Here is a 21,346-nt window from a genome sequence, read left to right as displayed (position 1 = left end):
CTGGAAAGCATGGAAGACAGCGTGGTTCAGGGCGACGGGTTCACATTGCGGCGTTGGCGGGCGGAAGACGCGCGCTGGCTGCTCCGCCACGCCAACGACGCGCAGGTCGTGCGCGGCTTGAGCGAACGTTTCCCGCATCCCTACCGGCGCGAGGACGCCTGGCGGTTCCTCGCCGGCGAAGTGGTGGATCTGAACGATCCGGTGTTCGCCATCGATATCGACGGCCGCGCCTGCGGCGGCATCGGCGCGCACCCGCGCCTGGGCGAGCGTGGGGGCAGCGCCGAGCTGGGGTACTGGCTCGGCCGCCGCTACTGGGGCCAGGGACTGATGAGCCGGGTGGTCGCGGCCTACGTGCCGTGGGTGATGGATCACCTGCAGCTGCACCGCATGCAGGCCAACGTGCTGGACATCAACCCGGCCTCGGCACGGGTGCTGCTCAAGAACGGCTTCCAGGAAGAAGGCCTGCTCCGCCACGCCATCCGCAAGGATGGGCAGTTGCACGACCTGCGGGTCTTCTCCCGCCTGCGGACGCCGACCACGCACTGAACACCCCGGGTTTCCCTGTTCAGCAGGGTGATCCCCCTCGCCGGGCTTCGCAGAGCGGGCCGATTCGTGGAGAATCGACCGGTCCCCGGTGACGGGGACTTTTCCTTTTAGGGCAGGGGAGACTGCGTGGAAGCCATTATCAATGCCGTCAACGGCATCATCTGGAGCAAGGCACTGATCGTCATGTGCCTGGGCGCCGGCCTGTATTTCACCATCCGCACCCGCTTCATGCAGGTGCGTGGCTTCGCGGAGATGCTGCGGCTGACCGTGAGCGGGCAGAAATCCGAGGCCGGCGTGTCCTCGTTCCAGGCGCTGGCCATGTCGATGGCCGGCCGCATCGGCATCGGCAACATCGCCGGCGTCGCCACCGCGATTGCCTTCGGCGGTCCCGGCGCGGTGTTCTGGATGTGGGTGATGGGCTTCCTGGGCGCGTCGACGTCCTACGTCGAATCGACGCTGGCGCAGATCTACAAGGTCAAGGATGCCGAAGGACGCTATCGCGGCGGCCCGGCCTACTACATCGAAAAGGCGATGGGCCTGAAGTGGTACGCGCTGCTGTTCGCCATCGCGACCATCGCCGCCACCGGCTTCCTGATGCCGGGCGTGCAGGCGAACGCGATCGCCGACAGCGCGGCCAACGTCTGCCAGGGCACGTCGCTGTGCGGCGCCATGGACGGCCAGTGGCTGGGCATGCCGGCGCGCGATGCATTCAAGCTGGGCATCGGCATCACGGTGTCGATCCTGCTGGCGGTGATCATCTTCGGTGGCGTCAAGCGCATCGCCAACTTCGCCGAAATCGTGGTGCCGTTCATGGCCGCCGGTTTCATCCTGATGGCGGTCACGGTGATGGTGCTCAACGCCGAGCTGGTGCCGGAAATGTTCCGCGTCATCTTCAGCAGCGCCTTCGGCACCCATGCCGCGTTCGGCGCGATCCTGGGCCTGGCGGTGGAATGGGGCGTCAAGCGCGGCATCTACGCCAACGAGGCCGGCCAGGGCACCGGCCCGCACGCCGCCGCCGCCGCCGAGGTCTCGCATCCGGCCAAGCAGGGCTACGTGCAGGCCTTCGCGATCTACTTCGACACCATGATGGTGTGCACCTCGACCGCGTTCCTGGTGCTGACCACCGGCAAGTACAACGTGTACTCGCCCACGGGCGGCGCGCACCTGTATACCGGCATGCCGCCGGGCGTCGAGGAAGGCCCGGGTTACGCGCAGGCGGCGGTGGAATCGGTGCTGCCGGGCTGGGGCGCGGGCTTCGTGGCGGTGGCGCTGTTCTTCTTCGCCTTCACCACCATCATGGCCTACTACTACATGGCCGAGACCAACCTGAGCTATGTCAACGGCAACCGGCGTCGTCCGCTGACCGTGCTGCTGCTGCGGCTGGGCATCATGGGCATGGTCATCTTCGGTGCCTTCCACAATGCCAAGACCGCGTGGGCGCTGGGCGACATCGGCGTCGGCCTGATGGCGTGGCTGAACATCATCGCGATCCTGATCCTGCACAAGCCGGCGATGGCGGCGTTGCGCGACTACGAGCGGCAGAAGAAGCTGGGCCTGGATCCCGTCTTCGATCCGGACGTGGCGGGCGTGAAGAACGCCGACTTCTGGAAGAACCGGCAAAGCTGACATGAGTGGTCCCTGGGACAAGCGGCCACCGCCGCGCTCGCATGGCACCGGCCGTCCGGCGGGCCCGCGCCAGCCGCGTGCGCCGCGTCCCGCCGAGCCCCGCGATGACGCGCGCGGGTCGGCGGGGGCGCAGATGGGAGCGCCGATGGGCGCGCGCGACGAGTTGCGCCTGTATGGCATCAACGCCGTGCGCGCGGTGTTCGAACGGCGTCCGGAGGCGATCCGCAAGATCTACCTGACCGAGGCGCGGATTCCCGCGTTCAAGGCGCTGCTGGCGTGGTGCGTGAAGCAGCGCGTCGGCTACCGGGTGGTAGCCGAGGATGATCTGGATCGGCTCGCCGCCAGCCAGCACCATGAGGGCATCGTCGCCGAGGTGCTGAAGGTGGAGCCGACGTCGGCCGGCGATTGGCTGCGCACGCTGCCGGCCGGTCCGGCGCTGGCGATCTGGCTGGACGGGGTCGGCAATCCGCACAATTTCGGCGCCATCCTGCGCTCGGCCGCGCACTTCGGCGTATCGGCGATCCTGCTGCCGCCGCAGGGTGGACTGGCGCTGTCAGGCGCCGCGGCGAGGGTCGCCGAAGGTGGCGCGGAACAAGTGCCGCTGGTGCGCCTGGGCAACACCGCAAACGCCATCGCGCAACTGCGCGGCGCCGGCTTCTCGCTGGCCGCCACGGTGGTGCGCGGCGGTGACGATCTGTTCGCCGCGCGCTTGCCGGAACGCCTGGTCTACGTGATGGGCGCCGAGGGTGAAGGCATGGATCCGCAAATGGCCGCCGCCTGCGATGCGCGCCTGTCGATTCCCGGCACCGGCGCGGTGGAGAGCCTCAACGTGGCCTCGGCGACCGCCGTGTTCCTCGCCCAGTGGCGGCAGCGTCTCGCGAGGGGCTGAGCGACGCGCTGGCCGCCCCGGCTTCCGGCGCGAACATCGCTTGCAGAACGAAAGAGCGGGCCGAATGGCCCGCTCTTTTTTTTCATCCACGGAAGACGAAAGCATCATTCCTGCGGCGGCTTGACCTGCTTGGGCTCGCTGCCGAAACCGCCCTCGGCCTCCGCCGCCAGATAGGCGAACACGGTATAGGCGGCCACGTTCTGCGCCAGCGCCTTGGGATCGATCTTGTCCAGGGTGTCGTCGGCGGTGTGGTGCAGGTTGAAGTAGTCGGTGCCATCCTGCGCCAGCCAACCCCAGGCCAGGCCCCGCGCGGCGAACGGGCTGATGTCCGGGCCGGGACCGCCCTTGTCGGCCTGGTACTCGATGCCCAGCGGCGCCAGTGCCTCGGCGATCTGGCGGGTGGCCTCGCGGGCATGCTCGGGCGCGCTGGTGTTGAAGGCGTAGATGCGGCCGGCGCCGAAATCGCTCTCCGCGCCGATCTGGTGCAGACGCACGTCGGCGGCGTGCTTCTCCGCATAGGCGCGGCCGCCGTACAGGCCCTGTTCCTCGTTGGCGAAGGCGACCACGCGGATGGTGCGCTTGGGCGCCTGCTTCAGTTGTCCGATCAGATGGCCGGCGGCCATGGTCAGGGCGACGCCGGCACCGTCGTCGATGGCGCCGGTGCCCAGATCCCAGGAATCCAGGTGGCCGCCGATGACCACGACTTCCCTGGGCAGGCTGCGCCCGGTGATTTCGCCGATCACGTTGTAGGAGGTGGCCTCGCCATCCCAGCCGCAATCCAGCGCCATCCGCACCTTGACCGGGCCGCGCGCCAGCAGGCGGGCGAGCTGGTCGGCGTCGGGGATGGTCAGCGACGCCGACGGTACCGGGGTCAGGCCGTCGTCGAAGCGGGTGATGCCGGTGTGGGCGACGCGATGGTTGTCGGTGCCGGCCGAGCGCATCAGGTAGCCGATGGCGCCCTTGCGGATCGCCGCCGACGGGCCGCGCGAGCGGATCGCGCCGCCGTTGCGGTAATCGCTGCCGGAACGATCCGCCTTCATTTGGTAATCGACGAAGGCGATCTTGCCCTTCAGCGAATCCGCGGGCGCGGCTTCCAGCGCGGCCAGATCGGCGAAGCGCACGATCTCCGCTTCCACCGTGCCGCCGGGGCTGCCACCCAGCGCGGTGATGGTCAGCGCCTGCGGATGCGCACCCAGTACCGCGGCGTGCTCACTGCGGCGTTCCCACTTGGGAAAGGTCACCGGTTCGGTCCATACCTTGTCAAAACCCAGCGCCTTGAACTTGGCGGTGGCCCAGGCCACCGCGCGCGCGTCGGCCTCGCTGCCGGCCAGGCGCGGACCGACTTCGGTGGTCAGCGATTCCACCACCTTCCAGCCGGTGTCGTCGGCCAGCGCCTGCTCGCGCAGCTGCGCGGCGGTGGCCAGGGCGGCGTCGGGAATGCGGGTGGGTTTCTGCGCGGCGTGCGCGAGGGGAGCGGAAAGGGACAGGCTGAGGGCGATCAACAACGGCGTCAGACGCATGGAGTACCCCTGGGAGCAGGCTGGAAATTGGGCAGGAAACAGGAAAGCCGCGAGCTTAGCAGCCCGCGGCTTTCCCCGATTGTGAAACAAGTCGTGGCTTACTTCTTCAGCGCGTCGCGGATCTCGCGCAGCAGCAGCACGTCTTCGGGCGGAGCGGCCGGTGCGTCCGGCGCCTTCTTGTAGAGGCGGTTGACCGCCTTGACCAGCAGGAAGATGGCAAAGGCGACGATGACGAACTGGATCAGCGTGTTGATGAACTCGCCGAAGCCGATCACCACCGCGGGAATCTCCTTGCCGGCGGCATCGACGGTGGCTTCCTTCAGCGTCCATACCCACTTGGAGAAATCCACGCCGCCAACCAGCAGGCCGATCGGCGGCATGATGATCTTGTCGACCAGCACGGTGACGATCTTGCCGAACGCCGCGCCGATCACCACGCCGACCGCCAGGTCGACCACGTTGCCGCGCGCGATGAATTCCTTGAACTCGCTGATCATGCCCATGCTGGAGGTCCTCATGTCCGGGCGACAGCGCCCGTAGGCGCAAAACTATACCGTGGCGGGTGAAGATCGCATCCCTTCCGCACGTTTTTCGCGCGAACGACGGGGATCAGACGATCGTGCCGCGCAGTTCGACCACGCCGTCCAGCGAGGCGGCGAAGCGATCCCCGGCCACCAGCGGACCCACCCCGGCCGGCGTGCCCATGAACACCAGATCGCCGGCCTTGAGCGCGTAGAGCCGGGACAGTTCGTGCAGGATTTCCGGCACGTCCCAGATCAGATCCGACAGCGCGCCATGCTGGCGCACCTGGTCGTTGACGGCGAGGGTCAGCGTGAGCGCCGCGAGATCGCCCACGTCCGCCACGGGCACCAGATCGCTGATCGGCGCGGAATGATCGAAGCCCTTGCCGGTGTCCCACGGCAGCCCCTTGGCCTTGGCCGCGCCCTGCAGGTCGCGGCGGGTCAGGTCCAGGCCGACGCCATAGGCCACCACCAGCGCCTGCGCCCGTGCGGGATCCAACTCGCCGGCCGGGGCATCCTGGCCCAGCGCGGCAACCAGTTCCACCTCATGGTGCAGATCCTGCGTGCCGGGCGGGTAGGGAACATCCGCGTTACCGGCGACGAGGGCATCGGCGGGCTTGTGGAAGAACACCGGCTGCCCGCGCTCCGTTTTCGAGGCCGGGGCGGCGGCGCCCATCTCGCGCGCGTGATCGGCGAAGTTGCGGCCAACGCAGAAAATACGGCGCACGGGAAACGTGCCGCCGCCACGCACGGTCACGCGCGGAACGGGAGGAGCGGGGAACAGATCGGTCATGTCGGCGGCCGGCCGTGCCGGGCAGGGAAACGGCCGCTGAGTGTAGGACGCGCGCCGTCAGTGCGACAGCGGCAACACCGGCTTGCGCACCACCTGGTACTCGGCTTCGACCACACCGCCACGCGCGATCGGCTTGCCGCGCTGCTTGAACAGCCTGTACAGCAGGCCGGCGGCGATCATAGCCGCGCCGATGAACACGCTGAAGAACACCAGCACGCACAACAAGGCCAGGCCCAGCAGGCCGATGGCCAGCCGCAGCAGCGGATGACGGGGCTTGCGCGGAGCGAAGGCGGAACGGAAGGCGTTGAACTGGAAGCTGCGTGCGAACATGGCGATGGGTCGTGACACAATGCGGCCGGAGCCGGATGGCGTGCAGTATCCGGTGACAAGAATATGACGGTGTGAGAAGTTCGTTAAGGCGACCATGGCCCTTATAGCGCTGGACAGAATAGAAGACGGCGGGTTCGCCGAAGTCGAAGCCGATATCGACGGAGATAGCGAGTCTCTGGTGCTTTTTCGGCAGGGCGGGGAAGTTCGCGCCTGGCTGAATGTCTGCCCGCATGCCGGCCGCCGGCTGGACTGGGCGCCGGGCAAGTTCCTGAAAAGCAAGGACGGCCTGCTGGTCTGCGCCGCCCATGGCGCCTCGTTCGAACTGCAGCGCGGCGATTGCGTCGCCGGTCCCTGCCGCGGCGACTCGCTGCGGGCGGTGCCGGTGCAGGTAGTCGAGGGCATGGTGCGGCTGGTGTAGCGCGCGTGGTCAACCTTGTGGGAGCGACGTCAGTCGCGATGATCCACGGTGGCCCGCTCGGGCAATAGCTCGCGACTGACGTCGCTCCCACAGTCGAGATGACAGGGGGCTGCGGCTAACCCGCCCGGCCGTTCCACCAGAACAGCGCGTTGACCGCCAGCACCACCACCACGGTGTAGATCAGCGACAGCGGTCCGCCGACGCGCCACATCTGCCGCGAGGTGTAGTTGGCCGGGCCGGTGACCATCGAGATCACCGGGTTCGACGCGGTCATCAGGTTGTTGGAGGCCGACAGCGCGACGATCAGCGCAAACGCGGTCGGATTGCCGCCGGCGGCCAGCGCCAGGTTGATCGCCATCGGCACCATCACGATGGTCGCGCCGACGTGGCTGATCACCAGCGAGAAGCCGGTGGTGAGCAGCGCCACCGCGATTTCGATCAGCCAGACCGGCATGCCCTCGGGCAGGCGCTCGACGGTGTGCCCGGCGACCCACGCCGCCGCGCCGCTGCTGTCCATCGCCCAGCCCAGCGGAATCAGCCCCGCCATCAGGAACACCGTCTTCCAGTTGATCGCCGCGTAGGCCTCGTCCATCCGCAGCACGCCGGTCAGCAGCATGCCGGCCACGCCGGTCATCAGGGTCAGCGAGACCGGCAGCTTCGAGGTCAGCGCGATGATGATGGTGACCGCGAAGATGGTCATCGCGATCTTGAACTTGTGCGGCCGCTGCTCGCCCTTGGGATAGTCGGTCACCACCACGAAGTCGCGGCTCTCGGCGGCCTGGTGCAGGTCGGTCCAGATGCTGTGGAAGACCAGCATGTCGCCGGCGCGCAGCGGAATCTTGCGCACGTCCTCGCGCAGCACCTTCTTGTCGCGGTTGATCGCCAGCAGGCTGATGCCGGCCTGCTTTCGCAGGCGCAGGTCGGCGGCGGTCTTGCCGATCAGCTTGGAGGTCGGCGGAATCACCGCCTCGGAAATGCCCGCGCGGCTGGGATTGAACAGATCGCCGAAGTGGCGCAGGCGCGAGGACATCCGCAGGAAATGGTTCTGCGCGAAGTCGGCCACCTGCGGGCGCGAACCCATCACGCCCAGCACGCTCCCCACCCAGATGCGCATGTCCGCCGGCGGTGCCAGGCGGGTGTCGTTGCCGGTCTGCAGCGCCAGCATCAGCGGCGCGTCGTGCATCGCCTCGGCCTCGCCCAGCGACATGCCCACCAGCGGGCTTTCCGCGGTGACCAGCAGCTCGAACACGTCGCCCTCGATGCCGTAGGTATTGGCGAAATAGCTCTCGGTGCGCGCCGGGGTCACGCTGGTTTCGGTTTCGTCCTTGAGTTTCTTGTCGCCGTAGTAGCGGAAGTACAGCAGCGAGGCCAGCAGCAGCGCCACGCCGATCGGCAGCGGCGCGAACATGCGCAGCGGCTCCAGCGTGGCCATGCCGGAGGGCAGGTTGTTGTTGGCCGAGACCAGCAGGTCGTTCAGCAGGATCAGCGGCGAATTGCCGACCATGGTCAGCGCGCCGCCCATCACGATGGCCGCGGCGATCGGCAGCAGCAGGCGTTGCAGCGACAGCGAGGTGCGCGAGGACAGCCGCGAGGCGACCGGCATGAACAACGCCATCACCGACGGGTTCTGCATGAACGAGGAATTGAGGCCGGCGATGGCGGTGGTCATCAGCAGCAGCCGCTGCTCGACGCCGTGGCCGCGCCGCAACAGCCAAGAGGCCAGCCGGTTCAGCGCGCCGGTGCGGTCCAGGCCGGCCCCCAGGATCATGGTCGCGATGATGCTCATCACCGCGTTGCCGGAGAAGCCGCCGAAGATTTCCTCCGGCGCGATCAGGCCGGTGATGCCCAGGATCACCAGCACCACCAGCGCGACCAGATCGGCGCGGATGCGCTCGAACAGGAACATCGCCATCGTGAAGCCGACCAGCCCGAGCACGAGCTTCATGTCGTTGGTCAGCGTCAGCGCAGTGGTGATCACGGCTGGGATTCGATATTCGGGATGACCGTCCATTCGGACGTTGAAAACCGGGATTCGGTAGGGCGGGCGCGCCGGTGGCGCGGGCCGAGTGCGGTGCCGGCACGGTTATCAGGCAATTTGGCGAAGACGTCCAATCCCGAGTTCCCTATTCCCTAATCCCGGTCATAAACCAGATCCCAGACGCCGTGGCCCAGCTTCTGGCCGCGGGTCTCGAAGTGGGTCTGCGGCCGCCAGGGCGGGCGCGGCACGTGTCCGCGCGGGCCGGCCCGGTTGCGCAGGCCGGGCGTGGCGTCGAGCACGTCCCACATCTGCTCGGCATAGTCCTGCCAGTCGGTGGCCGCATGCAAGCGTCCGCCGCTGCGCAGCTTGCCCGCCAGCAGGGCGGCGAAGCCGGGCTGGATCAGGCGGCGCTTGTTGTGGCGCTTCTTGTGCCAGGGATCCGGGAAATAGATGCGGATCTCGTCCAGCGAGCCGTCGGCGACCTCGTGCTGCAGCACTTCCACCGCGTCGTGGTGGTAGAGCCGCACGTGATTGCTGCCGTCCTCGGCCAGCGCGTTCAGCAGCCGGCCGACGCCCGGCGCGTGCACTTCCAGGCCGATGTAGTCGCGCTCCGGATCCTGGGTGGCGGCGAAGCGCAGCGCCTCGCCGTTTCCGAAACCGATCTCCAGCACCCGCAACGCCTGCCTGCCGAACACCGCGTCGTAGTCGCGCGACTGGCCGGTGTAGTCCAGACCAAAGCGCGGCCACAGCGTATCGAACGCGCGTTGCTGGGCCTCGGTGAAGCGGCCCTGGCGCAGCACGAAGCTGCGGATCTGGCGCCGTCCTTCCTCCACCGTGAATGGCTTGGGCGGGGTCTTGGCGCCCGGGCTGGAGAACGGATCGGTCATCGGATCAGCCGATCAGGCCGTCGATGGGGCTGGAGGCCGACGCGTTGCGCTTGCGCGGGATGCGCCCGGCCAGGAACGCCTCGCGGCCGGCCTCGACCGCCTTGCGCATCGCGCTGGCCATCAGCACCGGGTTGCGGGCGCCGGCGATGGCGGTGTTCATCAGCACGCCGTCGCAGCCCAGCTCCATCGCGATGGCCGCGTCCGAGGCGGTGCCCACGCCGGCGTCGACCAGCACCGGGACCTTGGCGTTCTCGATGATTTCCAGCAGGTTGTACCGGTTCTGGATGCCCAGGCCCGAACCGATCGGAGCGGCCAGCGGCATCACCGCCACGCAGCCGATGTCCTCCAGCCGGCGGGCCAGGATCGGGTCGTCGCTGGTATAGACCATCACCTGGAAGCCGTCGGCCACCAGTTGCTCGGCCGCGGCCAGGGTCTGCACCACGTCCGGATACAGGGTCTTCTGGTCGCCCAGTACCTCCAGCTTGACCAGGGTGTGGCCGTCCAGCAGCTCGCGGGCCAGCCGGCAGGTGCGCACCGCATCGTCGGCGGTGTAGCAGCCTGCGGTGTTGGGCAGGATGGTGTAGCGATCCGGTGGCAGCACGTCGAGCAGGTTGGGCTCGTTGGGCGACTGGCCCAGATTGGTGCGGCGGATCGCGACGGTGACGATTTCGGCGCCCGCGGCCTCGGTGGCCAGGCGGGTTTCCTCGAAATCCTTGAATTTTCCGGTGCCGGTGAGCAGGCGGGAACGGTAGCTTTTTCCCGCAATGACCAGCGGGTCGGTGTGGGTATCGTGAGGCATCGGCGGATTATCGCCGATCCCGGCCGGGCGTGCGTGAGCGGAGCGACGCGGGGCGCCGGAAAAGCGGGATCGGCGTCGCGATGGTCATCGGATTGACCCGCCGCGGTCACCCCGACGACATATCCGCTGGCCAACATCCCGTCGATCACGGCGCGGCGCCACTGCCGCGCGATCGCTCTTCCTCCCCCAGGAAACAACCATGCCCATACGCCTCCACCGCCTCGGCGGTTCGATTCGCTGCGTCCTCGCGTCCGGCGCCTGCCTCACCGCCGGCCTGCTTCCCGCCCATGCCCAGGAGGCCGCCGCGACGGCCACGACGGGCACGACCGCCAGCGCCAAGCAACTGGATACGGTGATTGTCACCGGCCGCGCCGGCGTGCAGGAACGCAGCAAGGCCGAGACCAGCTATTCGATCACCGGCATCGACGAAGAACGCCTGCGCCTGCAGGCACCCACCAGCGTCACCGAATCGCTGAAGAGCGTGCCGGGCTTCTGGGTCGAGGCGTCCGGCGGCGAGGCCAGCGGCAACGTGCGCGCGCGCGGCGTGCCGGTCGACGGCTTCGGTTCGATCACCCTGCTCGATGACGGCATGCCGGTGCAGCACGACCCCGCGCTGGGCTATCTCAACGGCGACCAGGCGTTCCGCCTCGACGAGACCACCGAGCGCATCGAAGTGGTGCGCGGCGGACCGTCCTCGATCTTCTACTCCAACGCGCCCGCCGGCGCGGTCAACTACATCCCGCGCCAGCCGGGTGATCGCACCGAGGGCGTGTTCAAGTACACCGTCGGCGACTACGGCCTGCATCGCGGCGACTTCTGGGTCGGCACGCCGATTGGCCAGGACTGGAAAATGTCACTGGGCGGCTACTACCGCCAGGACGACGGTGTGCGCGATCCGGGCTTCAAGGCCAACGACGGCGGCCAGGTGCGACTGAACCTGGTGCGCGCGCTGGACGGTGGCAGCCTGTCCTTCGACGTCAAGCACATGGACGACAAGGTGATGCTGTACCTGGGCATCCCGATGCGCACGATCGGCGGCAAGATCCGCGCGGTGCCGGGCTTCGACGGCAACCACGGCACCCTGGCCGGGCCGGAAACCGAGCACGTGCGCATGCGCATGGCCGACGGCGGCATCTACGATTTCGACAACGGCGAGGGCACCCACGTCAAACGCGACCAGTTCACGGTCAAGTTCGACAAGACGCTGGGCGACTGGCGTTTCGTCGACAGCCTGCGCTACAACGACACCGAGACCCAGCGCAACGGCATGTTCCCGAACGCGTTGCAGAGCGCCAGTTCGTTCCTGGCCAACGGCGACAACCTGGCCCTGCTGGCCCGCTACCCGGGCGCGACCGCGCTGCAGTTCCGTTATACCCACGGCGGCCAGATCTACGACACGGCCAACCAGAACGGCAACGGCCTGATCGTCATCGGCGGCCTGCGCGGCGTCACCGCGCCGGTGAAGGAACTAATGAACGACGCGCGGGTGTCGCGCCGTTTCGAGTTCGGCAGCCAGTCCCACGACCTGACTTTCGGCTATTACTACGCCAAGGTGGATCAGGACTTCGATCGCTATTCCTCCACCGTCCTGCTGGACGCGCGTGACAACGCCCGCCTGCTGGACCTGGTGGCGGTGGACGCCAGCGGCAATCCGGTGGGCACCATCAGCGACAACGGCATCTGGCGCTACGGCTACGAATGGGAGAACGCCAGCGGCCGCTCGCAGACGCACGCGTTCTACGTGGCCGACGAATGGCAGGTCAACGACAAGCTGCGCATCGATGGCGGCGTGCGCTGGGAAAAGGTCAACGTGGAAGGCTGGGTGGAAGGGCGCGTGCAGCCCAACCTGACCGCCGGCGGTCCGATCACCGACAGCCAGATGTGGATCGGCAACGGCCGCTTCTCGACCTACGACCGGGACTTCGACAAGGTCGGCTGGACCCTGGGCGGCAACTGGCAGTTCGACGAGTATTCCGGCCTGTTCGCGCGCTGGACCTCGACCTTCCGCCTGCCGAACCTGGGTTCGTTCATCACCAACGCGACCGCCAAGCCGGTGATCCAGACCATGGACCTGGGCGAGCTGGGCTACAAGTTCACCCACCAGAAGTTCGATCTGTTCGCCACGGCGTTCTTCACCAGGTACGACAACGTCGGCTACAGCAACTACGTGTTCGATGCGAACACGGGGGCTTCGACCCGGCAGGAACTGTTCGCCGACACCCGTACTTTCGGCCTGGAACTGGAAGCCGCCTACTATCCGGTGGACTGGTTCGACGTTTCTATGACCGCGACGGTGCAGGAACCGGAGTATCGCGGATTGCGCTATACCGAAGTGGTCAACGGCCAGCCGGTGCTGCGCGATTTCGTCGGCAACCAGTTGATCCGGGTGCCGAAGAACAGCCTGCGGGTGGTGCCCGGGTTCAACCTGGCCGGTGGCAAGCTGCGCCTGCAGGCGTCCTACGAACGCCAGGGCGAGCGCTACGTGGATACCGCCAACAGCGTGCGCCTGCCGTCCTACGACGTGATCAACCTCAGCGGCAGCTACGCCTTCGATGACCGCTGGTCGCTGTATGCCTACGTCGACAACCTGGACAACTCGCTGGGACTGACCGAGGGCAACCCGCGCGCGGGCGAGGTATCCAGCGGCGACGCCGGTGCCAACACCTTCATCGCGCGTCCGCTGCTGGGGCGTTCGTACCGCCTGGCGTTGATGTACCGCTTCTAGTGAGCGCGTTCTGATGGCGGGACGAGGCTGGCGGGTACTGCGCCCGCTGTTGCTGTGGCTGCCGGCGACCTGGGCGTCGGCGGCCTGCGACTTCACCGCGGCCGACGCGGCGGGGGCGGGTGCCGGGTGCGCGCAGGCCTGGATGGATCGGCACCTGCGCCTGGACGACATCCAGTTGCTGGCCACGCACAACAGCTACAAGCGCGCGTTGCCCGGCCACGAACTGGCGGCGCACCGCGCACGTGATCCTCGTGGCGCGGACGGCATCGACTACGCGCATCGTCCGCTGGCCGAACAGTTGGCGCGCGGTGTGCGCGGTTTCGAGCTGGATGTCTACCACGACCCGCGTGGTGGACGCTTCGCGCACGCGGATGCGCCGGCCGGACTGGCGCGGTCGATGCGCCAGCCGGGCTTCAAGGTGATGCACCTGGCCGACATCGACTGGCGCAGCCGATGCCAGCCGTTCCGCGAATGCCTGCGGCAACTGCGGGCGTGGTCGCGCGCGCATCCCCGGCATGTACCGATCATCGTCCAGATCAATGCCAAGGACGGACCGTCCGCGCCGGGACAGGTGCAGCCGTTGCCATTCGACACCGCGGCATTCGACGCGCTGGATGCCGAAATTCGCGACGTGTTTTCCGGGGCCGAATTGATTCTGCCGGATCAGGTGCTGGGCGCCGGCGACCCTCCACGCTGGCCGACGCTGGGCCAGGCGCGCGGGCGCTTCCTGTTCGCGCTGGACGAAGACGAGATCAAGGTGGCGCGGTATCGCGGTGATCGCAAGGGACTGGAAGGGCGGGTGATGTTCGTCAACACCGGCGTGGATTCGGCGGCGGCCGGCTGGCGCACGCTCAACGACCCGCGGGAACAGGCGGAAGCCATCCGGCAGGCGCTGGCGGCCGGCTTGCTGGTGCGCACGCGCGCCGACGCCGATACCCGGGAAGCCCGCGCCGGCGATGCCCGGCGCCGCGACGCCGCCTTCGCAAGCGGCGCGCAGATCGTATCCACCGACTACATCGACGCGGACGCCCGATTCGGCGAATACCGCGTCGCCATGCCGGGCGGCGGCATCGCCCGCTGCCGTCCGCGGCCCGGGGATGATCCCTGCGCGGGCCTCGCCATTGGAGAAACTCCGTGATGCAACGACTTGTCGCCCTGCTGGGCCTGCTGCTGTGCTGTCTTTCGCTGCGCGCCGGGGAAGCGCCGGATCGGATCCTGCAAGGCAGCATCCGTGGTGGTGATCACCAGAGCTACCGCCTGCTGCCGTTCGAGGTGCCCGCCGGCACCGGCCGCATCAGCGTGGAATTCGAGTACAGCGGACGCGAGCGCCGGACCACGGTCGATCTCGGCCTGCTGGGGCCGGACGGCTTCCGCGGACGCGACGGATTCCGGGGCTGGAGCGGCGGCAACAAGCAGCGCTTCACGGTGTCGGCGACGGACGCCACGCCCTCCTACCTGCCCGGGCCGATCACGCCGGGAACCTGGTCGCTGCTGCTGGGCTTTCCGAATGTCCGCGCCGATGCGGACGATCGCTTCACCGCACGGGTGTGGTTCGACGACACCCGCGCCGAGGCGCCCCTGCGCGGGGAAGCGGGCTGGTATCGCGGCGATCTGCACATGCACGACGCGCACAGCGATGGCGGTTGCGCCAGCCAGGCCGGCACGCGCGTGCCCTGCCCGTTGTTCCTGACCGCACAGGCAGCCGCGCGACGCGGACTGGATTTCATCGCCGTCACCGATCACAACACCATGTCGCAGGCCAACGGCCTGCGCGAACTGCAGCCGTACTTCGATCGCCTGCTGCTGATGCCGGGCCGCGAGATCACGACCTTCAGCGGCCATGCCAACTGGATCGGCAGCATCGCGCCGCTGGATTTCCGGGTGGGGTCGGCCGAGGTGCCGGACTGGAACGCGGTGCTGGCGCAGACCCGGGGGCAGGGCATCGTCTCCATCAATCATCCCATCCGCCCCTCCGGCGAGGCCTGCATGGGCTGCGGCTGGAGCGCGCCGGACAGGACGGATCTGTCGCGGATCCAGGCGGTGGAAGTGGTGAACGGCGCCGACGCCGACAGCGAGTGGTCGGGCATTCCGTTCTGGGAGCGCCAACTGTCGGCCGGACACCGGCTTACCGCGATCGGCGGCAGCGACAACCACGATGCGCTGCGGGAGGTCACCGATGCCGGCGGCGCGGCGCTGGGGACACCGGTCACGGTGGTGCGGGCGGCGGAACTGTCGATGCCGGCCATCCTGGACGGCATCCGCCAGGGCCAGGTGTTCGTCGATGTCCAGGGCAGCCGCGATCGCGCGATGAGCTGGGAAGCCGAGGCCGGGCGGGTGCGCGCGGTGATGGGGCAGGCGTTGCCGGTGGCCGCGGATGGCGAAGCCGCGTTCGTCCTGCGCGCCAGCGCGGTGGGCGGCGGCGCCGTCGAACTGATCGTGGATGGCCGGATCGTGGAACGCCGTCCCATCCCGACCGGCGCGCATGAGCAGGTCCTGCGGTTCACCTGGCGCGGCGATGGCGCAAGGCACTGGGTGCGCGCCAACGTGCGCGGCGCCGATGGCCGCCTTTGGCTGCTCGGCAATCCGATCTACGTCGAACCGCCCGCGGGCTGAGCGGGCGGCCGGCGGCGCTCAGCCGCCGCCGAGCGCGTGGACGATCTCGATGCGGTCGCCGTCTTGCAGCGCGTGGGAGGGATGCAGGCCGCGCGGCACGATTTCGCCGTTGACCTCGACGGCCACGCGGCGTTCGGCCAGGCCTTCGGATTGCAGCAGGCCGGCGATGGTGAGCGCGGCCTGGATGTGGCGGGCTTCGCCGTTCAATACGATGTTCATGCGCCTATTGTCGCCGCCCCGCCGTGCCGGTGCACGCCGGTTTGCCGCGTTGCAGCGTGAACGCCCCGGGCCTTGGTGGAACGATAGCCTCCCATGCGCCGCCGTACGGCCAACGCAGCCCACGCCGCATCGCATTCATAACGACAACATCGACATTGCCCCGGGAGAACACCATGAAATCGACCCAACGGCCGTTGCGCCGCCTGCTGGCCTTGGCCCTGGCCGCTGCCGCGACGCCTGCCTTCGCGCAGAGCAGCCCCTTCTCGCAAACCATCTTCTTCGGTGACAGCCTGACCGACAGCGGACATTTCCGGCCGACCCTGGTCCAGCTCAACCCGGGCGCCGCGGTCGCGGGCCGCTTCACCACCAACCCGGGCTTCGTCTGGTCCGAATTCCTGGCCCAGTACTACGGCACCGGCGCGGTGAGCGCCAACCAGGGCGGCACCAACTACGCGGTGGGTGGTGCCCGCACCGGTACGGATGGTTCGCAGGCCTTCGGCCCGATCACGGTGCCGGTGCCGGCGCTGACCACGCAGTTGGGCGCGTACCTGGGCGCGACCGGCGGCAAGGCCGACGCGCGCGCGCTGTATACCGTCTGGGGCGGCCCCAACGATCTGTTCGCGGCCGTCGCCAACCCGTCGCAGACGCCGGCCATCATCGGCGCGGCGGTGACGTCGCAGATCACCGTGGTCGCCGGTCTCAAGCAGGCCGGGGCCGAATACATCCTGGTGCCGAACATTCCGGATCTCGGCCGCACGCCGGCCTTCCTCAACAACGCCGGCGCCACCCAACTGGCCGCGACCTACAACGCGGCGCTCTACAACGGCCTGACCGCGCAGGGCCTGCGGGTCATCCCGCTGGATACCTTCAACTTCCTGCGCGAAATCACTTCCGCGCCGGGCCAGTACGGTTTCGCCAACGTGACCACGCCGGCCTGCGGCGCGGTGTCGTCGCTGTTGTGCGTACCGCAGAACTACGTGGATCCGAACGCCGCGGCGACCTATGCGTTCGCCGACGGCGTGCATCCGTCGATGACCGCGCACCAGATGCTGGGCCAGTACGCCATTTCGGTGCTGGAAGGCCCGCGCCAGCTGGCCGTGCTGCCGTACACCGCCTCGGTGATCGGCCGCTCGCGCGCCGACCGCGTCGCCAGCCACATCGACGCCAAGCCGGAATCCGACGGCGTGCGCTGGTGGGGCGACCTGCGTGGCGACTCACTGCGCTACGACGAGGGCGATTTCGACGGCATCACCCCGACCGGCACCTTTGGCCTGGACTGGACGCGCGGTGATTTCGTGTTCGGCGGCTTCGCCGGTTTCGGTCGCGGCAAGATGGACTTCGGCGACAGCCGCGGCAGCTTCAAGCAATCGGATGCCACCCTCGGCGGCTTTGCCGGCTGGTACCAGGATCGCATGTGGGTCAATGGCCAGGTCAGCTACACCTGGCTGTCCTACGACGTGGACCGCGAGATCCCGTTCGGTCCCGCCACCCGCCGCCACAGTGGTTCGCCGGACGGCAGCAACCTGACCGCGGCGATCAGCGCCGGCTACGATTTCGAGCACGGCAAGCTGCGCCACGGTCCGGTCGCCAGCGTGGTCGCCCAGCGGGTCAAGCTGGACGGCTATTCGGAAAGCAACCCCAGTTCCACCGCGCTGACCTATGGCGACCAGGATCTGGATTCGCTGATCGGCAGCGTGGGCTGGAAGGCCAGCATCCAGGCCACCGAGCACACCCGCCCGTACGCGCAGCTGACCTACGATCACGAGTTCGAGGAAGCCGATCGCCAGGTGTTCGCCAGCCTGCAGTCGATGCCCGGCGTGATGCCGTACGCGGTGCCGGGCCTGAACTTCGATCGCAACTACGGCACCCTCACCGTCGGTGCCCGCACGCAGGTCTTCGGCCTCGACGCCGACGTCGGCGCGCGGGTTTCGGCCGGCAAGAAGGACGGTCACGATGCGACCGTGTTCGTCAGCCTGGGTGGCGGCTTCTGATTCCACCGATCACCTGCTTTGCCTTGCGGCGCCCCTCGTGGGCGCCGCATTGCATCGGCGCCCCGACACCGCATAGACTCGTTCCCGTGCGGGTGTAGTTCAATGGTAGAACTGCAGCTTCCCAAGCTGCTAACGTGGGTTCGATTCCCATCACCCGCTCCACTTTTCCCTTCCCCCCTTCCATGTCACCGGGCCGTCATCCACGGTTGCCGGGGACGTGCGATTCTCTGGGCCTCAGCCGCGGCGACCCGCCATGAAACTGGCCATCCTTTCGCGCAACAGCAAGCTCTATTCCACCCGCCGGCTGGTCGAGGCGGCCCGCGAGCGCGGCCATTCGGTGCGCGTGCTGGATCCGCTGCGCTGCTACATGCGCATCGCCTCGCACGGGTTCGCGATGCACTACATGGGCAAGCCGATCGCCGGGTATGCGGCGGTGATTCCACGCATCGGCGCCTCGGTGACCCGCTATGGCACGGCGGTGCTGCGGCAGTTCGAACTGATGGGCAGCTTCAGCCCGAATCCGTCCGACGCCATCCTGCGCGCGCGCGACAAGCTGCGCGCGCACCAGTTGCTGGCGGCACAGGGCATCGGCCTGCCGATTACCGTGTTCGGCGACAACCCGGACGACACCACCGACCTGCTGTCGATGCTCGGCCCGCCACCGCACGTGATCAAGCTCAACGAAGGCGCCCAGGGCGCCGGGGTGATGCTGACCGAGAAGCCGTCCGCCTCGCGCAGCGTGGTGGAAGCCCTGCGCGGCCTGTACGCCAATTTCGTGGTGCAGGAGTTCATCGGCGAGGCCGAGGGCGCCGACCTGCGCTGCTTCGTGGTCGGTGGCCAGGTCATCGCCTCCATGCGCCGGCAGGCGCCCGAGGGTGATTTCCGCTCCAACCTGCATCGCGGCGGCACCGCCGAGGCCGCCCCGGCGACCGAGGAAGAGCGGGCGGTCGCGGTCCGCGCCGCGCAGGTGCTGGGATTGGGCGTGGCCGGGGTGGATCTGATCCGGTCCAGGCGCGGTCCCCTGGTCCTGGAAGTGAACTCCACCCCCGGCCTGGAAGGCATCGAGGCGGTCTGTGGCGTGGACGTGGCGGGGGCCATCGTCGACCACCTGGCGGACGGGGCCGCCTGTTCAGGCTGAACCTTTGCCTGAACAGGGCGTTTTCACGTGGAATTAACGCGAGCTTTAACGGTTTTTTAGTCGAAATCCGCGTAGCCTTGCCCGACCGCAGCTCTGCGTCTTCCCTGGATTGGGTTACTTCCGGAAAGCACAGGATTACGGTAATCGGGGCACATCTTGGCCCAGGTCGGCGCCCGCCGGCCTGGGCTTTTTCTTTGCAATGAGGGCGTTGCGGGGCCGATTGATCCGTGCACGGAGCCGTGCAGGGAGAATTTGTTAAATTCAGGGCCTCACTTTTGGAACCGCGGCCCGCAGGACGGGTCGAACGGATCCCAACACAGGAACCGCCATGCGAATTCTGGTCATTGAAGACAACAGCGACATCGCCGCCAACCTCGGGGACTACCTGGAGGAACGCGGCCACACCGTGGACTTCGCCGCCGACGGCGTCACCGGCCTGCACCTGGCCGTGGTCCACGAGTTCGACGCCATCGTGCTGGATCTCAACCTGCCGGGCATGGACGGGCTGGAAGTCTGCCGCAAGCTGCGCAACGAGGCGCGCAAGCAGACCCCGGTGCTGATGCTGACCGCCCGCGACTCCCTGGACAACAAGCTGGCCGGCTTCGACTCCGGCGCCGACGACTACCTGATCAAGCCGTTCGCCCTGCAGGAGGTGGAAGTGCGCCTCAACGCGCTGTCGCGTCGCGGCAAGGGCGTGCAGACGCGGGTGCTGGAAGTCGGTGATCTGGAATACAACCTGGACACCCTGGAAGTGCGCCGGCAGGGCAAGCTGCTGCAACTCAACCCGACCGCGCTGAAGATCCTGCAGGCGCTGATGGAAGCCTCGCCGGCGGTGGTCACCCGCCAGGAACTGGAAACCCGGGTCTGGGGCGAGGAATTGCCCGACTCGGATTCCCTGCGCGTGCACATCCACGGCCTGCGCGCGGTGGTCGACAAGCCGTTCGAAGTCCCCCTGATCCAGACCCGCCACGGCATCGGCTACCGGATCGCCGCGCCCGATGGCAACGGCTGAGCCCGGACGCCCGGCGGCGGCGCGCGCCCGCAAGTTCCGCCACCGCCTTCGCACCCGCATCATCCTGTCGTTTTTCCTGCTGGGCACCGGCCTGACCGGCCTGTTCGCCTATCTGACCGACGTCGCCCGCCAGCGCGTGGAAACACAGCTGGTGGAAGACGTGATGAACCAGAACATCGACGAGTACATGCGTCGTTTCTACCTGGACCCCAGCGGGAACCCGGACATCAAGGTCCAGCAGATACGCGCCTACGTGTTCGCACCCGACAGCGAGCGGCTGCGGACCGAGTTCCCCGACTGGATTCGCCTGCGCGACGGAACCCACAACATCACCGGCGTCGATGAAACCGGCGTCGAGTACGCCTACAAGCTGGCGGTGAGGAAAGCCCCCGAGCAGTGGTTTTTCCTGGCCTATGACATGACCCAGTCGCGCAAGGGCGAAGTGCAGCTCAAGCGCTGGCTGTACCTGGCCGTGCTGTTGTTCGGCGCGCTGTCACTGATCATCGGCTGGTGGTCCGCCTCGCGCGTGATGAGTCCGGTTTCTAACCTGGCGCGCCGGTTGCGCGCCTACAAGGGCAGCAGCGATCCCAAACCGCTGGCGCCCCATTTTCCCGAGGACGAAGTGGGCGAGCTGGCCAAGGCGCTGGATGACTATTCCGACCGCTTGACCGAGGTGGTCCAGCGCGATCGCGAGTTCAACGCCGACGTCAGCCACGAATTGCGTACGCCGCTGGCCATCATCCGCGGCTCGGTCGAATTGATGCTGTCGCGCCAGGACCTGGACGAGAAGACCCGCACCCGCATCCTGCGCATCCAGCGCGCGGAGCAGCAATGCACGGATCTCATCAGCGCCCTGCTGCTGCTGTCGCGGAGCGAACGCGGGCACGGCAACACCGACGTTGGCCGGGTGGCGGAACAACTGCTGGATGCGCACCGCGCCCAGTTGGGTGGAAAGACGCTGGACCTCCGGGTCGAGGGCGATTGCGGGTTGAAGATCGATGCGCCGGAAGCCGCGCTATCGGTGGCCCTGGGCAATCTGATCGGCAACGCGGTCAAGTACACCCAGGAAGGCGAGGTCGTCGTGAGGTTGTTGCCGACGGCGGTGGAAGTCATCGATTCCGGTCCGGGGCTGAGCAAGGAAGACGCGGCCCGTCTGTTCGAACGCGGTTACCGCGGTACCCACGCCGGTCATTCACAGGGAGGCGGCATTGGCCTTTCGATCGTCAGTCGTCTTTGCGATCTGTATGGCTGGCGGGTCGGGGTGAAGCCGGGAGAGCAACGCGGCGTGATCGCCACGCTTCGCTTTTCCTGACCGGGAACGCCTCCTCGGGCGGGCGCATT

19 protein-coding genes and 1 tRNA gene are annotated in these 21,346 nt (G+C 67.9%); 12 read left to right on the top strand and 8 right to left on the bottom strand.

Annotated elements, in window-relative coordinates; translation table 11 throughout:
- Positions 1-9 precede the first annotated feature (9 nt).
- The 3 genes from FHW78_RS18555 (at position 10) to FHW78_RS18545 (ending at position 3,061) form a co-directional block, all read left to right on the top strand.
- Entirely contained in the window at positions 10-546 is a 537-nt protein-coding gene (locus FHW78_RS18555) for a GNAT family N-acetyltransferase (RefSeq protein ID WP_183644846.1), read from the top strand.
- A gap of 126 nt (positions 547-672) precedes the next feature.
- Positions 673-2,172 (top strand): alanine/glycine:cation symporter family protein, encoded by a 1,500-nt coding sequence (locus FHW78_RS18550; RefSeq protein ID WP_183644204.1) that lies wholly within the window; start codon positions 673-675, stop codon positions 2,170-2,172.
- A 1-nt stretch (position 2,173) separates the two neighbouring features.
- Complete coding sequence (locus FHW78_RS18545) at positions 2,174-3,061, top strand: RNA methyltransferase (RefSeq protein WP_183644201.1); 888 nt, start codon at positions 2,174-2,176, stop codon at positions 3,059-3,061.
- Between the two features lie 104 nt (positions 3,062-3,165).
- Here FHW78_RS18545 and FHW78_RS18540 read toward each other — a convergent pair whose 3' ends face one another.
- From FHW78_RS18540 to FHW78_RS18525, 4 genes are all read right to left on the bottom strand, one after another.
- On the bottom strand, positions 3,166-4,581 hold the full coding sequence (locus FHW78_RS18540) for a M28 family peptidase (protein WP_183644198.1): 1,416 nt from the start codon (positions 4,579-4,581) through the stop codon (positions 3,166-3,168).
- Positions 4,582-4,679: 98 nt separating this feature from the next.
- Positions 4,680-5,084 carry a large-conductance mechanosensitive channel protein MscL gene (mscL, locus tag FHW78_RS18535; RefSeq protein ID WP_183644195.1) on the bottom strand — a complete coding sequence of 135 codons (405 nt, stop codon included), beginning with the start codon at positions 5,082-5,084 and terminating at the stop codon, positions 4,680-4,682.
- 106 nt (positions 5,085-5,190) lie between these two features.
- A complete protein-coding gene (locus FHW78_RS18530) occupies positions 5,191-5,895 on the bottom strand; it encodes a fumarylacetoacetate hydrolase family protein (protein ID WP_183644192.1) in 705 nt (234 codons plus the stop codon).
- A gap of 57 nt (positions 5,896-5,952) precedes the next feature.
- Entirely contained in the window at positions 5,953-6,225 is a 273-nt protein-coding gene (locus tag FHW78_RS18525) for a hypothetical protein (RefSeq protein WP_183644189.1), read from the bottom strand.
- A 94-nt stretch (positions 6,226-6,319) separates the two neighbouring features.
- On the opposite strand from FHW78_RS18525, the gene FHW78_RS18520 reads away from it, so the two are divergent.
- Positions 6,320-6,643: a Rieske 2Fe-2S domain-containing protein gene (locus tag FHW78_RS18520; protein WP_183644185.1), complete on the top strand. Its 324-nt coding sequence runs from the start codon at positions 6,320-6,322 to the stop codon at positions 6,641-6,643.
- A gap of 115 nt (positions 6,644-6,758) precedes the next feature.
- Here FHW78_RS18520 and FHW78_RS18515 read toward each other — a convergent pair whose 3' ends face one another.
- The 3 genes from FHW78_RS18515 to FHW78_RS18505 form a co-directional block, all read right to left on the bottom strand.
- On the bottom strand, positions 6,759-8,618 hold the full coding sequence (locus FHW78_RS18515; protein ID WP_183644843.1) for an SLC13 family permease: 1,860 nt from the start codon (positions 8,616-8,618) through the stop codon (positions 6,759-6,761).
- Positions 8,619-8,773: 155 nt separating this feature from the next.
- Complete coding sequence (gene trmB, locus FHW78_RS18510) at positions 8,774-9,508, bottom strand: tRNA (guanosine(46)-N7)-methyltransferase TrmB (protein WP_183644182.1); 735 nt, start codon at positions 9,506-9,508, stop codon at positions 8,774-8,776.
- A 4-nt stretch (positions 9,509-9,512) separates the two neighbouring features.
- Positions 9,513-10,307 (bottom strand): thiazole synthase, encoded by a 795-nt coding sequence (locus FHW78_RS18505; protein WP_183644178.1) that lies wholly within the window; start codon positions 10,305-10,307, stop codon positions 9,513-9,515.
- Positions 10,308-10,506: 199 nt separating this feature from the next.
- On the opposite strand from FHW78_RS18505, the gene FHW78_RS18500 reads away from it, so the two are divergent.
- From FHW78_RS18500 to FHW78_RS18490, 3 genes are read left to right on the top strand one after another with little or no spacing between them, the layout of a single operon-like run.
- Positions 10,507-13,032, top strand: a complete 2,526-nt coding sequence (locus tag FHW78_RS18500) for a TonB-dependent receptor (protein WP_183644175.1) — start codon at positions 10,507-10,509, stop codon at positions 13,030-13,032.
- 13 nt (positions 13,033-13,045) lie between these two features.
- Positions 13,046-14,170: a Ca2+-dependent phosphoinositide-specific phospholipase C gene (locus FHW78_RS18495; protein WP_183644172.1), complete on the top strand. Its 1,125-nt coding sequence runs from the start codon at positions 13,046-13,048 to the stop codon at positions 14,168-14,170.
- The gene (locus tag FHW78_RS18490) at positions 14,170-15,645 is read left to right on the top strand and encodes a CehA/McbA family metallohydrolase (RefSeq protein ID WP_183644169.1); all 1,476 of its coding nucleotides are present in this window, start codon (positions 14,170-14,172) and stop codon (positions 15,643-15,645) included. Before FHW78_RS18495 ends, FHW78_RS18490 begins: the two co-directional genes overlap by 1 nt.
- A gap of 18 nt (positions 15,646-15,663) precedes the next feature.
- On the opposite strand, the gene thiS is transcribed toward FHW78_RS18490, so the two are convergent.
- The gene (thiS, locus tag FHW78_RS18485; protein WP_183644166.1) at positions 15,664-15,864 is read right to left on the bottom strand and encodes a sulfur carrier protein ThiS; all 201 of its coding nucleotides are present in this window, start codon (positions 15,862-15,864) and stop codon (positions 15,664-15,666) included.
- A 173-nt stretch (positions 15,865-16,037) separates the two neighbouring features.
- Here thiS and FHW78_RS18480 point away from each other — a divergent pair, with 173 nt between their 5' ends.
- The 5 genes from FHW78_RS18480 (at position 16,038) to FHW78_RS18460 (ending at position 21,317) form a co-directional block, all read left to right on the top strand.
- Entirely contained in the window at positions 16,038-17,855 is a 1,818-nt protein-coding gene (locus FHW78_RS18480) for an autotransporter domain-containing protein (RefSeq protein WP_183644163.1), read from the top strand.
- 88 nt (positions 17,856-17,943) lie between these two features.
- Positions 17,944-18,017 (top strand) — tRNA-Gly (locus FHW78_RS18475).
- 91 nt (positions 18,018-18,108) lie between these two features.
- On the top strand, positions 18,109-18,993 hold the full coding sequence (rimK, locus tag FHW78_RS18470; RefSeq protein WP_183644160.1) for a 30S ribosomal protein S6--L-glutamate ligase: 885 nt from the start codon (positions 18,109-18,111) through the stop codon (positions 18,991-18,993).
- A 328-nt stretch (positions 18,994-19,321) separates the two neighbouring features.
- Positions 19,322-20,005 carry a response regulator transcription factor gene (locus FHW78_RS18465; protein ID WP_183644157.1) on the top strand — a complete coding sequence of 228 codons (684 nt, stop codon included), beginning with the start codon at positions 19,322-19,324 and terminating at the stop codon, positions 20,003-20,005.
- Positions 19,992-21,317, top strand: coding sequence for a HAMP domain-containing sensor histidine kinase (locus tag FHW78_RS18460; protein ID WP_183644153.1), 1,326 nt, complete (start codon positions 19,992-19,994; stop codon positions 21,315-21,317). The genes FHW78_RS18465 and FHW78_RS18460 overlap by 14 nt, the downstream gene beginning before the upstream one ends.
- Positions 21,318-21,346: the final 29 nt, after the last annotated feature.

This window comes from Pseudoxanthomonas sp. OG2, from assembly GCF_014192765.1.
In the GTDB taxonomy this organism is placed as follows: Bacteria; Pseudomonadota; Gammaproteobacteria; order Xanthomonadales; family Xanthomonadaceae; genus Pseudoxanthomonas_A; species Pseudoxanthomonas_A beigongshangi.
Note: the sequence above shows the minus strand (reverse complement) of the source record. Positions and strands in the feature narration are given on the sequence as shown.

Coding starts and splice junctions, on each gene's coding strand:
- FHW78_RS18490 (WP_183644169.1), top strand. CDS start 14,170: ATGCAACGACTTGTCGCCCTGCTGGGCCTGCTGCTGTGCTGTCTTTCG.
- FHW78_RS18555 (WP_183644846.1), top strand. CDS start 10: ATGGAAGACAGCGTGGTTCAGGGCGACGGGTTCACATTGCGGCGTTGG.
- FHW78_RS18525 (WP_183644189.1), bottom strand. CDS start 6,225: ATGTTCGCACGCAGCTTCCAGTTCAACGCCTTCCGTTCCGCCTTCGCT.
- FHW78_RS18480 (WP_183644163.1), top strand. CDS start 16,038: ATGAAATCGACCCAACGGCCGTTGCGCCGCCTGCTGGCCTTGGCCCTG.
- trmB (WP_183644182.1), bottom strand. CDS start 9,508: ATGACCGATCCGTTCTCCAGCCCGGGCGCCAAGACCCCGCCCAAGCCA.
- FHW78_RS18465 (WP_183644157.1), top strand. CDS start 19,322: ATGCGAATTCTGGTCATTGAAGACAACAGCGACATCGCCGCCAACCTC.
- FHW78_RS18545 (WP_183644201.1), top strand. CDS start 2,174: ATGAGTGGTCCCTGGGACAAGCGGCCACCGCCGCGCTCGCATGGCACC.
- FHW78_RS18540 (WP_183644198.1), bottom strand. CDS start 4,581: ATGCGTCTGACGCCGTTGTTGATCGCCCTCAGCCTGTCCCTTTCCGCT.
- FHW78_RS18495 (WP_183644172.1), top strand. CDS start 13,046: ATGGCGGGACGAGGCTGGCGGGTACTGCGCCCGCTGTTGCTGTGGCTG.
- rimK (WP_183644160.1), top strand. CDS start 18,109: ATGAAACTGGCCATCCTTTCGCGCAACAGCAAGCTCTATTCCACCCGC.
- mscL (WP_183644195.1), bottom strand. CDS start 5,084: ATGGGCATGATCAGCGAGTTCAAGGAATTCATCGCGCGCGGCAACGTG.
- FHW78_RS18520 (WP_183644185.1), top strand. CDS start 6,320: ATGGCCCTTATAGCGCTGGACAGAATAGAAGACGGCGGGTTCGCCGAA.
- FHW78_RS18460 (WP_183644153.1), top strand. CDS start 19,992: ATGGCAACGGCTGAGCCCGGACGCCCGGCGGCGGCGCGCGCCCGCAAG.
- FHW78_RS18505 (WP_183644178.1), bottom strand. CDS start 10,307: ATGCCTCACGATACCCACACCGACCCGCTGGTCATTGCGGGAAAAAGC.
- FHW78_RS18500 (WP_183644175.1), top strand. CDS start 10,507: ATGCCCATACGCCTCCACCGCCTCGGCGGTTCGATTCGCTGCGTCCTC.
- FHW78_RS18530 (WP_183644192.1), bottom strand. CDS start 5,895: ATGACCGATCTGTTCCCCGCTCCTCCCGTTCCGCGCGTGACCGTGCGT.
- thiS (WP_183644166.1), bottom strand. CDS start 15,864: ATGAACATCGTATTGAACGGCGAAGCCCGCCACATCCAGGCCGCGCTC.